The organism is Pseudomonas sp. DY-1, assembly GCF_003626975.1.
Lineage (GTDB): Bacteria > Pseudomonadota > Gammaproteobacteria > Pseudomonadales > Pseudomonadaceae > Metapseudomonas.
Window position 1 is genome coordinate 5,149,927 of the sequence record NZ_CP032616.1, and the last position, 14,302, is coordinate 5,164,228.

Sequence of the window (14,302 nt, forward strand, 5' to 3'; positions counted from 1 at the left end):
GTCTCAGCTCACGGCGGATGTCGCTTCGACAAAACGAGGCAGCGTCACCCTGATTCGGGTGCCGCGCTGGCTCTCGGAGTCGGCCGGGCTTTCGATGGTTATCTGTCCATAATGCTCTTCCACGATCGAATAGACCAGTGCAAGGCCAAGGCCGGTCCCTTTCCCTGGGTCCTTGGTGGTGAAGAAGGGTTCGAACAGGCGGTCCATGATTGCCCTTGGAATGCCGCTGCCCTCGTCTTCCACGACGAGATCGACAGTGTGCTCCGAGGCTTCGCTGCGCACGCGGATGGCGCTACCCACTGGGGAAGCGTCACGGGCGTTGGACAGCAGATTGATCAGGACCTGGGCAAGGCGCTGCGGGTCGCCTTCGACGACGTGCTGCGGATCGCAGAGGTTGAAGAAACTCACCTCGATGCTGCGCTTGTTCAGCGAAAGCAGTCCGATGGCATCCTGCGCAACCTCCGCCAGACACACTGGCTCGCTGGCCTGCTGGCGGCCGCCGGCATGGGCGAAACTCATCAGTGACTGGACAATGCGGGTGACGCGCTTGGTCTGTTCGAGGATCTGGCTGCTCAGTTCCTTGATCTCGGAATCACCCTCGCGCTCTTCGCGCAGGTTCTGCGCCAGGCAGGCGATGCCGGTGATGGGATTGCCGATTTCGTGAGCAACCCCTGCCGCGAGGCGGCCGATGGACGCCAGGCGCTCGGAGTGCACCAACTTGTCCTCCAGCAACTGGGTGTCGGTCACATCCTCCACCAGCAGTACCAGGCCGCTGCTACCGGGGGCCAGAGGTTCTTCAATCGCCGCCTTGTGCAGATTGAGGGCGCGCACCTGGCCCTCCAGGGTCAGGCGCTGCTTGTGCAGGTGCTCGTCGGGCAGGTTGATGAAGCCTTCCAGTAGTCCTTTCCAAGGCTCGGCGATGGTGGACAGGCGTGATCCGACGACGCGTTGCGCGGGGATTTCGGTCAGTTCCTCCATGGCTCGGTTCCACATCAGGATCTCCTGGTCCTTGGCCAGTGAGCAGACGCCCATGGGCAGTTCTTGCAAGGTCTGACGGTGGTAGCGGCGCAGGGCGTCCAGCTCGGCGGCCAGGCCCGTGAGGCGCGAGTGATAGTCCTCCAGCCGGCTTTCGATGAAATGGATGTCTTCAGTGACGTAGCCTTCGCTGCCCGATTTGTAGGGCAGGAAAGTTTCCACCATGTCCTGGGCAACGCTCGGCCCCATCAGGCCGGAGAGGTTGGCTTCGATGCGGTCGCGCAGGCGACGCAGGGCGTAGGGGCGACGTTCGTCGAAGGGCAGGTGCAGGTCGCGCAGCGCCTGTTCCACTTCCTTCTGTGCTGTCTTGGCGCCCAGCGGCTTGGCCAGTTGGCTGGCGAACTCCTGCGGCGAGCTGGCCACCAGTTCGCGGCGTTGTGGGCGACGCACGTTGTCCACGGTGCAGGCTTCAGCGGCGCTGATCTCTTCCGGACTGGCTTCGGTGAAGAGCGAGACAAGGGTGAAGATCAGCACGTTGGCCGCCAGGGAGGCGATCGCTGCGATGTGCCAACTGGTGTCGTCGAGGACGTAGATGGCATTGAACAGCGGCAGGTACACGCCTTGCAGGTTGCCCACCAGTGGCAACAGCATGGCGAACAGCCAGACGATGAAGCCCGCCAGCAGGCCAGCGATGAAACCACGGCGGTTGGCGGTCGGCCAGTAGAGCACCGAAAGCGCACCAGGCAGGAACTGCAGGGTGGCGACGAAGGCGACGATGCCAAGGTTTGACAGGTCCTGCTCGGCGCCCAGCAGCAGGTAGAAGCCGTAGCCGGCCATGATGATGAAGGCGATCAGCGCGCGGCGGGTCCACTTCAGCCAGCGGTAGATGTTGCCTTCTGCCGGTGGCTGGTAGAGCGGTAGCACCAGGTGGTTCAGGGCCATCCCGGAGAGCGCCAGGGTAAGCACTATGATCAGGCCACTGGCCGCCGACAGTCCGCCGACATAGGCGAGCAGGGCCAGCGCCGGGTTATCGACTGCGATACCGAGACCGAGGGTGAAGTATTCAGGGTTGGTGGTGGCTCCAAGCTTGAGGCCGGCCCAGAGAATCAACGGAATGGCCAGGCTCATCAGCAGCAGGAAGAGGGGAAGGCCCCAACTCGCGCTCACCATGGCGCGTGGGTTGATATTCTCGGTGAAAGTCATGTGGTACATGTGCGGCATGACGATCGCCGAAGCGAAGAACACCAGCAGCAGCGTGCGCCACGGACCTTCCTGCAAAGGCGTGTGCAGGGTGGAGAGGGCTGCCTGATTCTGCAGCAACCACAACTCCAGTTCGCGCGGGCCGCCGAAGACGCCATAGAGCGCGTAGAAGCCGATACCACCCAGGGCCACCAGCTTGACCACCGATTCGAAGGCGATGGCAAACACCAGGCCAGCGTGCTTCTCGCGGGTGGCGATGTGGCGTGCTCCGAAGAGAATGGTGAACAGCGTGATCAGGGCGCAGAAGCTGAAGGCGACGCGATTGTGCACCGGTTCGCGGGTGAGGATGCCGATGGAGTCGGCTACCGCCTGGATTTGCAGAGCCAGAAGTGGCAGTACGCCGATGATCATGATCACCGTGGTGAGCGCGCCGGCCCAGGTGCTGCGGAAGCGGAAGGCGAAGAGGTCGGCCAGGGACGAAAGCTGGTAGGTGCGCGTGATTCGCAGAATCGGATAGAGCAATACAGGGGCCAGCAAAAAGGCACCCGAAACGCCGAGGTAGCTGGCGAGGAAACCGTAGCCGTACTGGTAGGCCAACCCAACGGTGCCGTAGAAGGCCCAGGCGCTGGCGTACACACCCAGGGACAGGGTGTAGGTCAGCGGGTGGCGGATGATCCAGCGCGGGACGAAGCCCCGGTCACTGAGCCAGGCCACGCCGAACAGGGCCAGTAGGTAGGCAGCGCTGATCAGGATCAGCTGGGTGAGGCTAAAGCTCATCAGCATCGCGTTGACTCTGCAGAATGAAGGTCACCACGATCAGGATCAGCCACAGCAGGTAGGGGCGGTACCAGGCGCCGTTGGGGTCGATCCACCAATCCATGATGGCGGGGGAGAACAGGTAGATTCCCACCACCAGGAGCAGGACCAGTCGATAGATGTACATGCCGCAATTCTCGTCGTGTCTGTCGCGATGGTAGCGAATGCCCGGTACGGCGGCGAGTGGCTAGCGCAGCTGTGTTTCGGCCAGTGTTCGGCAACGCGGTATGCGCGTGGCATCCCAGTGGGCGATCCCCCAGTCCAGTGCTTCGCGGGGGCTGCCATCGGCCAGTTCAGCCGGCGGCTCCTGGCCGAGGGTGCGCAGCGCGCGTGCCAGTAGCGGTCCGGCACTGTCGGCTGGCAGTGGCGGAGAACGATAGGACTTGCCCAGCTTGTGCCCATCCGGCTGGATGATCAGGGGCACATGCAGATAGCGTGGCTGGCTGAGCCCGAGCAGCTCCTGCAGATAGAGCTGGCGCGGCGTGGAATCCAGCAGGTCGGCGCCGCGGACGATGTCCGTAATGCCTTGCCAGGCATCGTCCAGCACTACGGCCAATTGATAGGCGTAGAGACCGTCGCGGCGGCGGATGACGAAGTCGCCCACTTCCCGGCCCAGGTGTTGCCGGTATTCGCCCTGGACGCGGTCTACGAAGTGGTATTCCAACTCCGGTACACGGATGCGTATGGCGGCATCGTGCGGGGGATGCTGGGCGTTGCGACACGAGCCCGGATAAATGCCCAGGTGGCCCTCCAGCTGCTTGCGTGAACAGGTGCAGGCATAGGCAAGCCCCATCTCATAGAGACGGTCGATGACCTTGGCGTAAGCCTCTTGGCGATCGCTTTGGCGCACCATTTCGCCGTCCCATTCAAAGCCGTAGGTTTCCAGGGTTCGGAGGATTGCCGCCTGGGCACCTTCCACCTCGCGCGGAGGGTCAAGGTCTTCCATGCGCAGCAACCAGCGACCGCCGACTGAGCGGGCATCGAGGTAGGAGGCGAGGGCGGCGACCAGCGAACCAAAATGCAGATAGCCGCTGGGCGTTGGGGCGAAACGCCCGATATAGGCAGGGGACATCATGTTGCGGACAAAGCAACGGGGCGCCATTGGCGCCCCGTATCGGCATCAGGAGCCGAGCTGCTTTTCCTTGATCTCCGCCAGGGTCTTGCAGTCGATGCAGAGAGTGGCGGTGGGGCGGGCTTCCAGACGGCGAATGCCGATCTCGACGCCGCAAGAGTCGCACCAGCCGTAATCGTTGTCTTCGATCAGCTGGAGAGTCTCGTCGATCTTCTTGATCAACTTGCGCTCACGGTCACGGGCGCGCAGTTCCAGGCTGAATTCTTCTTCCTGGCTGGCGCGGTCGGCCGGGTCGGGGAAGTTGGCAGCTTCGTCCTGCATGTGGTGCACGGTACGATCCACCTCTTCCATCAACTCCAGCTTCCACTTGTTGAGGATGTTGGTGAAGTGAGCACGCATGCGGTCGCTCATGTACTCCTCGCCCTTGGTCTCTTGGTAGGGCACGAAGCCACGAATCAACTGGCTGTTCTGTTGTTTTGCATTGGTGGGCATGGATGGCCGCCTCTCACTTTCTTAATCCATTGCGCAGGATTATGGTCCATCGCCGGCGGTGCCGGCCCTGCGGCTGCAAGCGGGCGAACTTACCAGATCAAATCCGGGTACGCCACTCCCCGGCGTCGTACATGCTGCAGCGTCCAGGGACCATTGGTTAGAATCCTCTCTTTGCCTTAATAAAGGAAGGCCAATGGCCCAGTCCTACAGTGCACGCAGCCGCGCCATCGAACCCTTCCATGTCATGGCCCTGTTGGCTCGCGCCAACGAACTCCAGGCGGCGGGTCATGATGTGATCCACCTGGAAATCGGCGAGCCGGACTTCACCACCGCCGAACCCATCATCCAGGCCGGACAGGCCGCCTTGGCCGCCGGGCATACCCGTTACACCGCCGCTCGCGGATTGCCGCAACTGCGCGAAGCTATCGCCGGCTTCTACGCATCGCGCTATCGGTTGAACATAGACCCAGATCGCATTCTCATCACCCCCGGTGGCTCGGGCGCCTTGCTGCTGGCCAGCAGCCTGCTGGTGGACCCGGGCAAGCACTGGCTGCTGGCCGACCCCGGCTATCCTTGCAACCGCCACTTCCTCCGTCTTGTGGAGGGGGGCGCACAACTGGTGCCGGTCGGGCCGGAAACCCGCTATCAGCTGACCCCGCAACTGGTCGAGCGGCACTGGGACGCCGACAGCGTGGGGGCGTTGGTCGCCTCGCCGGCCAATCCCACGGGCACCGTGCTGCACCTCGATGACCTGGCCGCGCTGTCGCAGACCCTCAGGGCCCGCGGTGGCCACCTGGTGGTGGACGAGATCTACCACGGCCTGACCTACGGGATGGACGCCAGCAGCGTGCTGGAAGTGGATGATGACGCCTTCGTGCTGAACAGCTTTTCCAAGTACTTCGGCATGACCGGCTGGCGTCTTGGCTGGCTGGTGGCGCCTGCCGATGCCGTGCCCGAACTGGAGAAGCTGGCGCAGAACCTCTACATCAGTGCGCCTTCTATGGCGCAGTATGCGGCTCTGGCTTGCTTCGAGCCGCGCACATTGGAAATCTTCGAACAGCGCCGCGAAGAGTTCGCTCGCCGTCGCGACTTCCTGCTGCCAGCCCTGCGTGAACTGGGTTTCCGCATCGCAGTCGAGCCAGAAGGCGCCTTCTATCTGTACGCGGATATTTCCGCCTTTGGCGGCGATGCCTATGCCTTCTGTAGGCACTTCATCGAAACCGAGCACCTGGCCTTCACCCCAGGTCTGGATTTCGGCCGCTATCAGGCCGGTCACCATGTGCGCTTTGCCTATACGCAGAGCCTGCCGCGCCTGGACGAGGCGGTGCAGCGCCTGGCGCGCGGCTTGAAGACCTGGGCGGGCCAATGAAGTTCGCCCCGACCCTGGAAGTGGGCAGGCTGCTCAAGCGTTACAAGCGCTTCCTCGCGGACATCGAGACCGCTTCGGGGGAGCAATTGACTATCCACTGCCCCAATACCGGCTCGATGCTGAACTGCATGAGCGAGGGCTGCCGGGTATGGTTCAGTCGCTCCAACGATCCCAAGCGCAAGCTGCCCGGTACCTGGGAAATCGCCGAGACGCCACAGGGGCGTCTGGCCTGCGTCAACACTGCCCGCGCCAATGCATTGGTGGAAGAGGCATTGCAGACGGGCGTGATCAAGGAACTTGCGGGTTTCTCCAGCCTCAGGCGCGAAGTAGCCTACGGGCAGGAAAACAGCCGTGCCGACTTCCGCTTGGACTTCGCTGCGGGGCCGGCCTTCATCGAAGTGAAGAGTGTCACGCTGGGGTTCGACGGCACGTCGGTCGCCGCTTTTCCCGATGCAGTGACCACGAGGGGCAGCAAGCACCTGCGCGAACTGGCTGCGCTCGCCCGTGATGGCGTGCGGGCCGTGCAGTTGTATTGCGTGAACCTCTCGGGTATCGATGCAGTGCGCCCGGCCGAAGAAATCGATCCGGCTTATTCGGCGGCCCTGCGTGAGGCCGTTTCTGCCGGCGTCGAAGTGCTGGCCTACGGTGTCGAACTGACGCCGGAAGAGGTGCGCGTCTGCCGCCGTCTTGATGTGAGGATCTGAGCCTCAGGCTGCGTCCAGCAGCCAGATGCCGTCGGCATCTTCGAAAATGCCCACCGGCTCCAGTACCTCGCCGACACAGGGGCCCGTGACGCATTCGCCGGACTCGATCAGGAACAGTGCGCCATGGGTAGCGCATTGGATGAGGCTGCCGCTGTGGTCGAGAAACTGGTCCGGCGTCCATTCCAGAGGAATTCCCCGGTGCGGGCAGCGGTTCTCGTAGGCATGGATCTGCCCATTCCGGCGCACCAGCAGGATATTCAGGCCATCAACGACAAAGCCCCGGCTCTGGCCTTCAGGCAGTTCGTCGGGGCGACAAAGAAGGATCATCGGCTTCTCCACAGCAGGCGCGCATTATCGCGCGCCGCTGTGGATTGCCAAGAGGGGCACGTCCTTGTGCTGAAGCGGGATAGAGCCCATTCACGATCTGCAGCGCGTCGCAGTGACTGTGTTGAAAATGGCTTCTGAATGCTCATTTACAGGCCGTAAACTCCGCCTCCTCAGCCTTTTTCGCCTTGTTCCTCGCTAGCTCGCAAAATCGTAAACCGGTTCTTAGATTTCCCAGACCAGGTTGACCGATGCGTTGCGCCCCGGCTGGGTGTAGCGACCGAGGCTGCGGCTGCTGGCGTCCAGGCCCTGGACGTCGCCCCACTGCCAGTATTCCTTGTCGGTCAGGTTGAACAGGCCGGCGTTGACCGAGAAGGCGTCGGTAACCTGCCACCAGGTGTTCAGGTCCAGGGTGCCGTAGCCAGGCGTGGCGAACTGCTCGGTGATGCGCAGACTGGCGTTGTTCGTCTGGTCGATGCGGTCCTTGCCCTTGACCAGGGTCCAGGCCAGTTCGCCACCGAACTTTCCGGTCGGCTCGGCATAACCCAGGCCAATGACCGCCTTGAGCGGGTCGATGCTGTTGATCGGCTCGCCGGTTTCCTCGTTCTTGCCCCGTGCATAGGCGATGGAACCGATAAGGCGGGTGCCGGTGGGTAGGCCGAATTGGTTGAGGAACAGCTCGCCTTTCGCTTCGGCGCCACGAATGGTCACCTTGTTTAGATTCTGCGACTGGAAGGTAAGCAGGTTGTTGCCGGTCGGGTCGGGGATGGTCACCTGGTCGATGAAGTCCTCGTAGCGGTTGTAGAACACCGCCACGCCGAAACTGCCGACGTCGTATTTGCCACGCAGGCCGATCTCGTAGCTGTCGCTGGTTTCCGGCTTCAGGCTGGTGTTGGCGATGGTCTGGTAGCCCATCCCGGCGTTGACGAACTCGCCGAAGATATCCACAGGTTCCGGCGCCTTGAAGCCTGCAGCGTACTGACCGTAAATGCTGTGGGCGTCGTCCAGGCGGTAGGTGACACCGAGCTTGGGCGAGAGTTGGTTGTCGCTGAAGTCGGAGGGGTTGCGGTTCACCGGATTGCTGTTCAGGTATTCCGCGGTCACGTCGGGCTTGAGTTCGTAGTAGTCGTAGCGCAGGCCCGGCAGCAGAGTCCAGCGGCCGATCTCGATGCTGTCCTGGACGAGCAGGGCGTATTCGTGCGTGACCGGATCGGGGAAGTCGCTCAGCGGGAAGGTTTCCGCGCCGAAGGCCGGTGGCAGGGGCTGGCCAGTGCTGACGCGAATCTCATTGCCCTTGCGCAGGTCGCTGCTTTCCAGGCGCTTGAGATCGACGCCGTAGATCAGATGGTGCTGGGTATCGCCGATGGCGAAGTTCTTGTCGAGCTGGCCGTTGAATGACCAGAGCTTCTCTTCGTAGGTCGAGTCACGGGTGCGCAGGCGTTCGAAGGCCGAGGCCGGCGGCGTCGGGTTGCGGTTGAAGGCTACCCAGCTGTAGCGGCTCTGATCGGTCTGCTGACGAATCTTGCTGTCCTGGTGATTGAGCTGCCACTTCAGTTGATCGGCAAAGACGGTATCCAGCTCCAGTTGGTGTTCCAGGCTGATGCGCTCGCGGTCGGTGCTGTCAGTGGCATTGCTCGCCGCGATCAGAGCGTTGCTGAACATGCCGCCGCCGAGGGACGTGGAAGTCAGGGTCGAGGCTTCGCTGAGTACACGGGTGTCCACGTCGTCCTGGAAGCGCTCGTAACTCAGTTGCAGGCGATCGTTGCCTGCGTAGTTCCAGCCGATCTTGGCCAGCAGGTTGTCGGTGGTGAAGTCCTGCGGGTTCGCTTCCTCGCGGCCGGCGCCAGTACCGCCACGACCACCGAAGGTCTCGACTTCGTCGCCACTGCGACGGCCCAGATGAAGCACGCCATCAACCACGCCCTGGCGGCCGACGAAGGTCGCGCTGCGCAGCCAGCTGTTGTCGGCGCTGCTGTAGCCGGTCTTCAGGCGGGCGTAGGCGTCATCGCCTTCATCCAGATAGTCGGCGGCATCCTTGGTCAGGAAGCTCACCGCACCACCGATGGCATCGCTGCCGTACAGCGAGGACGCCGGGCCACGGATGATTTCCACCTGCTTGACGATATCCGGGTCGATGTAATTGCGCTGGGCATTCAGGAAGGGGCCGAAGTTGAAAGCGTCCGGTACGGACACGCCATCCACTTGGGTCAGCACGCGGTTGCCGCCGATGCCGCGAATGGTGAAACCGGACAGGCCGAAGCGGCTACCGGTACCGCTCACCGAAACCCCCGGCTCGTAGCGCACCAGGTCGCGAATGTTGTTCACATTCTTATGGTCGATGTCGCGCTCGGTCTGAACCGAAACCGTGCTGGGGACCTCATCGAGGCGCTGCTCGCTGCGGGTGGCCGTCACCGTCATGGTGTCGAACTGAGTTGCGGCCTTTTCGGCTGCCAGTGCGAGGGAGGGGCAGAGCAGCATCAGGGCTAGCCCGGTACGGCGGGCAAAGGGAGGACGCAACGGCATGGCAAGGCTCCTGTTAGCAAGGCGTACTAGTCCCCTGACTGGAAAACGCCGTGGCTTTCCGGCGTGGTGGCATCCGTTTCCAGCGATTTTTTCCGCCTTTCTCGGGGCTCGTTCGTCAGGTCTTACTGGTGATCGCAGGTTGATATCGGCGCAGAACCATAATGGCGTTGACAGATAAATTCAAATAATAATCAAATGCATTCGTATTTAGAAATTGACCGTTGCGATGCCGCGCTTCCTGTTCTGCTTTTCGATTGTCCTGGCCCTGCACTTTGTCGCGGGTTGGCTCCTGCATGACCTGCTGGAAGAGCCGGGCACGGCATTGCAGTCGTCTGCGCCGATGATGGTCCGGCTGGTCAGCCCCGAGCCTGCCCCCGCGCCTGTTCAACCTCTTGCCTCGGTAATGCGCCGGCGGGTGCTCCCTTCCAAGCCAGCGCAGTCGGTGAAGGTCCAGCGGCCAGTATCCAAGCCTGTGTTGGCGAGCAAGCCGCGCCCGACGCCTGCCAAGCCTGTAGCGCCAGTCGAATCCGCAAAAGCCAAAGCCGTTGCACCAGCGCAACCGCAGGCCGTGGCGGCGAGCCCGGCACTCAGTCATTCCGAGTCGTCAGCCGCTGCCAGTGCCCCCGCGGCAACGGCCAAGCCGGTCGTCACCGAGGTTTTCAGTCGTGAACCTTCGTTCCTCACGTCGCCCAAACCTCCGATTTATCCGGCTCAGGCCCGGCGTCGTAACCAGCAGGGCCTTGTCCTGGTCGAGGTGCGGTTGGACGAGAAAGGCCTGCTTCGCGAGATACGGCTCCTTCGCTCCTCTGGAGTGGAGAGCCTTGATAGATCGGCCATGGATGCGGTAGCTGCGTGGCGCTTCCGCGCCGAAACCCAGAATGGCCAGCCAGTGCCTAGCCGCGTGCACATTCCCATTGAGTTCGCCCTTTCGGCGAGTCGCTGAATAACAAGGAGCTTCAGATGAGCCTGCAAACTTCGACCACCAGCCCGGCTTCTCCTCTCTACCAGGCATGGCAGACGCTGCGATCCGAGCAGCCGCGCCTGCGCACCCGCGATGCCGCCCAGCTCCTGTCCGTGAGCGAGGCCGAACTGACTGCCAGTCGCCTCGGCGTCGATACCGTGCGCCTGCGTCCGGACTGGGCAGGCCTGCTGCCGGCCCTGGGCGAGCTTGGCTACATCATGGCGCTGACCCGCAACGAGCATTGCGTGCATGAGCGCAAGGGCTACTACCGCGAAGTCTCGGTCATGGCTAACGGCCAGATGGGCTTGGTGGTATCCGCCGATATCGACCTGCGTCTCTTCATGAGCGGCTGGGCCAGCGTTTTCGCCGTGGCTGAGGAGTCCCCGCGTGGTACCCGGCGCAGCGTGCAGATCTTCGATCAGCAAGGCACTGCCGTGCATAAGGTCTTCCTCACTGACGACAGTGAGCTGGCCGCCTGGGAGCCGCTGGTGGAGCGCTTCCGTGCTGAGGAGCAAATCGACGAGATCGATCTGCACCCGCAGCCAGAACAGGTGCAGGCCAAGCCCGATGCCGAGATCGATGTCGACGCCCTGCGCGACGGCTGGGCAGCGCTGAAGGACACTCACCACTTCTTCGCTCTGCTGAAAAAGCATGGAGCCGAGCGTACCCAGGCGCTGCGTCTGGCCGGTACTGAGTGGGCCGAGCAGTTGGACACCGTCGAGTTGCCGCCCCTGCTGGAAGAAGCCGGTGCGCGTGAAGTGCCGATCATGGTGTTCGTTGGAAACCGCCACTGCATCCAGATTCACAGCGGCCCAGTTAGCAACCTGAAGTGGCTGGACACCTGGTTCAATGTTCTCGATCCGGAGTTCAACCTGCACCTGCAAACCGCCGGCGTGACCGAGCTGTGGCGTGTGCGCAAACCCAGCACCGATGGCGTGATCACCAGCTGGGAGGCCTTCGATGCCGAAGGACAATTGGTTGTGCAATTGTTCGGCGCGCGCAAACCCGGTATTCCTGAGCGTGACGACTGGCGAGCGCTGGCGGAAGCCGCGCCGGCACTCTGAGGTCGAGCATCCAGGGGAGCACGGCGCCCAGATCCAGGCCAACGCCCTGTTAAAACAGGGCGTTGGCGTTTCCCGCATTCAGCGATGGAGTTGTTTTCGATGCGTCTAGTTGTCGGTCTGGCCAGCCTTTGCGCAGGCATCCTGCTTTCTCACCAGGCCGCTGCGGCCGAGGCCTTGCCCCAGCGCTGGGTCAGCGCCGGTGGTTCCGTCAGCGAGTGGGTGGTGGTACTGGGTGGGCAGGAAAAGCTCGTGGGCGTGGACACCACCAGTCAGCATCCAGAGGCACTGAAAAGCCTTCCCAGCATCGGCTATCAGCGACAGTTGGCGGCGGAGGGCATACTCTCGCTCCGTCCAGACATCCTGGTAGGTACCGAGGAGATGGGGCCTCCGCCGGTGCTGGCGCAAATCAGCACGGCCGGGGTGCGTATCGAGCGCCTGCAGTCCACTCCCGACCTCTCCACCCTTGAAAAGAATCTCAAGCTGATCGGTAGCCTGCTGGGCAATGAGGCTCGTGCCGCCAGGGCCCTTGCAGATTACCGCCAGCGACTGCAGCGCCAGGCTGACTGGGTCGCCAAGGCACAGCAGACACAGAGGTCGCCACGGGTACTTTTCCTGCTGGGGCATTCCGGTAGCAGCCCGATGGCGGGCGGCAAGGACACGGCCGCAGCGTGGCTGATTGAGCGTGCCGGTGGGCAGAACCTTGCCGATCATCAGGGTTACAAGGCGATTTCCAATGAAGCGCTTGCTGCGCTGGACCCGGACGTAGTGGTGATCGCTGATCGCCGCCTGGAAGGTGATGCCGCCCGCGAGGCGCTGCTCAAGCAGAATCCGGCCCTGGCTGCGACCCGTGCCGCTCGTGAGGGCCGCCTGCTCAGCCTCGATCCGACCTTGCTGGTGGGCGGGCTGGGTCCACGCCTGCCTGATGGCATGGCTGCGCTTTCCGCAGGCTTCTATCCTTCGGCTCCGGCCCTTACCGAGAAAAGCCTGAGCCAACCATGATCGCGTCTGTCCCTTCCCGCCCATTGTTCATTGCCCTGGGCGTTCTGCTGTTCCTGGCACTCTGGTTGGCGCTGGCGCTAGGTCCAGTCAGCCTGCCGCTGGGCGACACCCTGCGCGCGGCCCTGCGCATGGCTGGCCTGCCGTTTTCCGCTCAGGGTCTCGAGCAGGCTGAGCTGATCGTTGGCCAGATCCGTCTGCCGCGCGCCTTGCTCGGCCTGGCGGTGGGTGCGGTGCTGGCTTTGTCTGGTGTCGCGATGCAAGGCCTGTTCCGCAATCCGCTGGCGGACCCTGGGTTGGTTGGGGTATCCAGTGGCGCCGCTTTGGGGGGCGCCGCCGCCATCGTCGGAGGTTCTGCGCTGGGTGGATTGCCGGATGCATTCGCGCCCTATCTGCTATCCATGTGCGCCTTTGCCGGCGGCTTGGGAGTGACGGTGCTGGTCTATCGCCTGGGACGTCGCGATGGTCAGACCAGTGTGGCCACCATGCTGCTCGCAGGCATCGCCCTGACGGCGTTGGCCGGCGCGGTGATAGGCCTGTTTACCTACCTGGCCGACGACGCCACCCTGCGCAGCCTGACCTTCTGGAACATGGGCAGCCTCAATGGCGCCAGCTACTCGCGGCTGTGGCCGCTGCTCATCGTCACTGTGTTTGTCATCGTCTGGCTTCCGCGCAGGGCCAAGGCGCTGAATGCCATGTTGCTGGGCGAGTCTGAGGCCCGTCACCTGGGGTTCGATGTGGAGCGCCTGAAGCGCGAGCTGGTGTTCTGCACCGCCCTTGGCGTAGGTGCCGCGGTGGCGGCGGCCGGCCTGATCGGCTTCATCGGCCTGGTCGTGCCGCACCTGGTGCGCCTGGTTTCGGGGCCCGATCACCGCGTCCTGCTGCCAGCCTCGGCATTGGCCGGGGCCAGCCTGATGCTGCTGGCGGACCTGGCTGCGCGCCTGGTGCTGGCGCCGGCAGAGTTGCCCATCGGTATCGTCACGGCGCTGATCGGCGCGCCGTTCTTCCTTTATCTGCTGGTGCGAGGTCGTAGCTGATGCTGCGCGTTGAACGGCTGGACGTGCTGCGCGGCGGCAAACAAGTGCTGACGGGCATTGACCTGGAGCTGCAGCCTGGCGAGGTGCTGGGTGTGCTCGGACCCAACGGAGCGGGCAAGAGCACGCTGCTCGCTGCCCTGTGCGGCGAGGTGTCGGCCGCGGGAGGGCGAGTAAGTCTCGATGATCGTGCGCTCGCGGACTGGAGCGGCCCGCAGCGTGCTCGGCGTCTTGCGGTGTTGCCGCAAAGCTCGACGCTGAGCTTCGCGTTTCGTGTCGAAGAAGTCGTGGCCATGGGACGCATGCCTCACGACACCGGGCGGGAACGAGATGCCGAGGTAGTCGCGCAGGCCTTGGAGGCAGCGGATGCCAGCCACCTTGCAGGTCGCAGCTATGTGGCGCTGTCCGGAGGCGAGCGCCAGCGGGTGCACCTGGCTCGGGTTCTGGCGCAGCTCTGGCCAGGAAGTGCCGGGCAGATACTGTTACTGGACGAACCCACTTCGGCACTCGATCCCTTGCACCAGCACACGACCCTGCAGGCTGTGCGGACCTTTGCCGAGCGCGGCGTGGCGGTGCTGGTGATCCTTCATGATCTGAATCTGGCCGCGCGCTACTGCGATCGCCTGCTACTGCTCGCCGACGGTCGTCCCCATGTGCTGGGCTCGCCGGAGCAGGTGCTCCAGGCCGAACCGCTCAAGGCAGTATTCGGCCTTGAAGTGCTGGTGCAGCGCCATCCTGAGCGGGGCCATCCCCTGATTGTTGCTCGCTGAAT

General features: G+C 63.3%; 13 protein-coding genes. 7 read left to right on the top strand and 6 right to left on the bottom strand.

Going from position 1 to position 14,302, the window contains the following annotated elements; genetic code table 11:
* Nucleotides 1-3: 3 nt before the first annotated feature.
* From D6Z43_RS24150 to dksA, 4 genes are read right to left on the bottom strand one after another with little or no spacing between them, the layout of a single operon-like run.
* Complete coding sequence (locus D6Z43_RS24150; RefSeq protein ID WP_162945871.1) at nt 4-2,958, bottom strand: sensor histidine kinase; 2,955 nt, start codon at nt 2,956-2,958, stop codon at nt 4-6.
* On the bottom strand, nt 2,942-3,118 hold the full coding sequence (locus D6Z43_RS24155) for a hypothetical protein (RefSeq protein ID WP_003095129.1): 177 nt from the start codon (nt 3,116-3,118) through the stop codon (nt 2,942-2,944). Before D6Z43_RS24155 ends, D6Z43_RS24150 begins: the two co-directional genes overlap by 17 nt.
* A gap of 60 nt (nt 3,119-3,178) precedes the next feature.
* The gene (gluQRS, locus tag D6Z43_RS24160; protein ID WP_120655351.1) at nt 3,179-4,063 is read right to left on the bottom strand and encodes a tRNA glutamyl-Q(34) synthetase GluQRS; all 885 of its coding nucleotides are present in this window, start codon (nt 4,061-4,063) and stop codon (nt 3,179-3,181) included.
* Nucleotides 4,064-4,111: 48 nt separating this feature from the next.
* Nucleotides 4,112-4,555 (bottom strand): RNA polymerase-binding protein DksA, encoded by a 444-nt coding sequence (gene dksA, locus D6Z43_RS24165; RefSeq protein ID WP_120654536.1) that lies wholly within the window; start codon nt 4,553-4,555, stop codon nt 4,112-4,114.
* A 193-nt stretch (nt 4,556-4,748) separates the two neighbouring features.
* Here dksA and D6Z43_RS24170 point away from each other — a divergent pair, with 193 nt between their 5' ends.
* Complete coding sequence (locus D6Z43_RS24170; RefSeq protein ID WP_120654537.1) at nt 4,749-5,924, top strand: pyridoxal phosphate-dependent aminotransferase; 1,176 nt, start codon at nt 4,749-4,751, stop codon at nt 5,922-5,924.
* Nucleotides 5,921-6,628, top strand: coding sequence for a DNA/RNA nuclease SfsA (gene sfsA, locus D6Z43_RS24175; protein ID WP_120654538.1), 708 nt, complete (start codon nt 5,921-5,923; stop codon nt 6,626-6,628). The genes D6Z43_RS24170 and sfsA overlap by 4 nt, the downstream gene beginning before the upstream one ends.
* A gap of 3 nt (nt 6,629-6,631) precedes the next feature.
* Here the strand turns inward: sfsA and D6Z43_RS24180 are convergent, their stop codons facing one another.
* Together D6Z43_RS24180 and D6Z43_RS24185 are read right to left on the bottom strand one after the other, a co-directional pair.
* Nucleotides 6,632-6,955 carry a Rieske (2Fe-2S) protein gene (locus D6Z43_RS24180; RefSeq protein ID WP_120654539.1) on the bottom strand — a complete coding sequence of 108 codons (324 nt, stop codon included), beginning with the start codon at nt 6,953-6,955 and terminating at the stop codon, nt 6,632-6,634.
* Between the two features lie 222 nt (nt 6,956-7,177).
* The gene (locus tag D6Z43_RS24185; RefSeq protein WP_120654540.1) at nt 7,178-9,475 is read right to left on the bottom strand and encodes a TonB-dependent hemoglobin/transferrin/lactoferrin family receptor; all 2,298 of its coding nucleotides are present in this window, start codon (nt 9,473-9,475) and stop codon (nt 7,178-7,180) included.
* A 226-nt stretch (nt 9,476-9,701) separates the two neighbouring features.
* On the opposite strand from D6Z43_RS24185, the gene D6Z43_RS24190 reads away from it, so the two are divergent.
* From D6Z43_RS24190 to D6Z43_RS24210, 5 genes are all read left to right on the top strand, one after another.
* Nucleotides 9,702-10,418, top strand: a complete 717-nt coding sequence (locus D6Z43_RS24190) for an energy transducer TonB (protein WP_120654541.1) — start codon at nt 9,702-9,704, stop codon at nt 10,416-10,418.
* A 17-nt stretch (nt 10,419-10,435) separates the two neighbouring features.
* Nucleotides 10,436-11,500 carry a hemin-degrading factor gene (locus tag D6Z43_RS24195; protein WP_120654542.1) on the top strand — a complete coding sequence of 355 codons (1,065 nt, stop codon included), beginning with the start codon at nt 10,436-10,438 and terminating at the stop codon, nt 11,498-11,500.
* A 99-nt stretch (nt 11,501-11,599) separates the two neighbouring features.
* A complete protein-coding gene (locus D6Z43_RS24200) occupies nt 11,600-12,499 on the top strand; it encodes a hemin ABC transporter substrate-binding protein (RefSeq protein WP_120654543.1) in 900 nt (299 codons plus the stop codon).
* A complete protein-coding gene (locus tag D6Z43_RS24205) occupies nt 12,496-13,533 on the top strand; it encodes an iron ABC transporter permease (RefSeq protein WP_120654544.1) in 1,038 nt (345 codons plus the stop codon). Before D6Z43_RS24200 ends, D6Z43_RS24205 begins: the two co-directional genes overlap by 4 nt.
* Nucleotides 13,533-14,300 (top strand): heme ABC transporter ATP-binding protein, encoded by a 768-nt coding sequence (locus D6Z43_RS24210; RefSeq protein ID WP_120654545.1) that lies wholly within the window; start codon nt 13,533-13,535, stop codon nt 14,298-14,300. The genes D6Z43_RS24205 and D6Z43_RS24210 overlap by 1 nt, the downstream gene beginning before the upstream one ends.
* Nucleotides 14,301-14,302 lie beyond the last annotated feature (2 nt).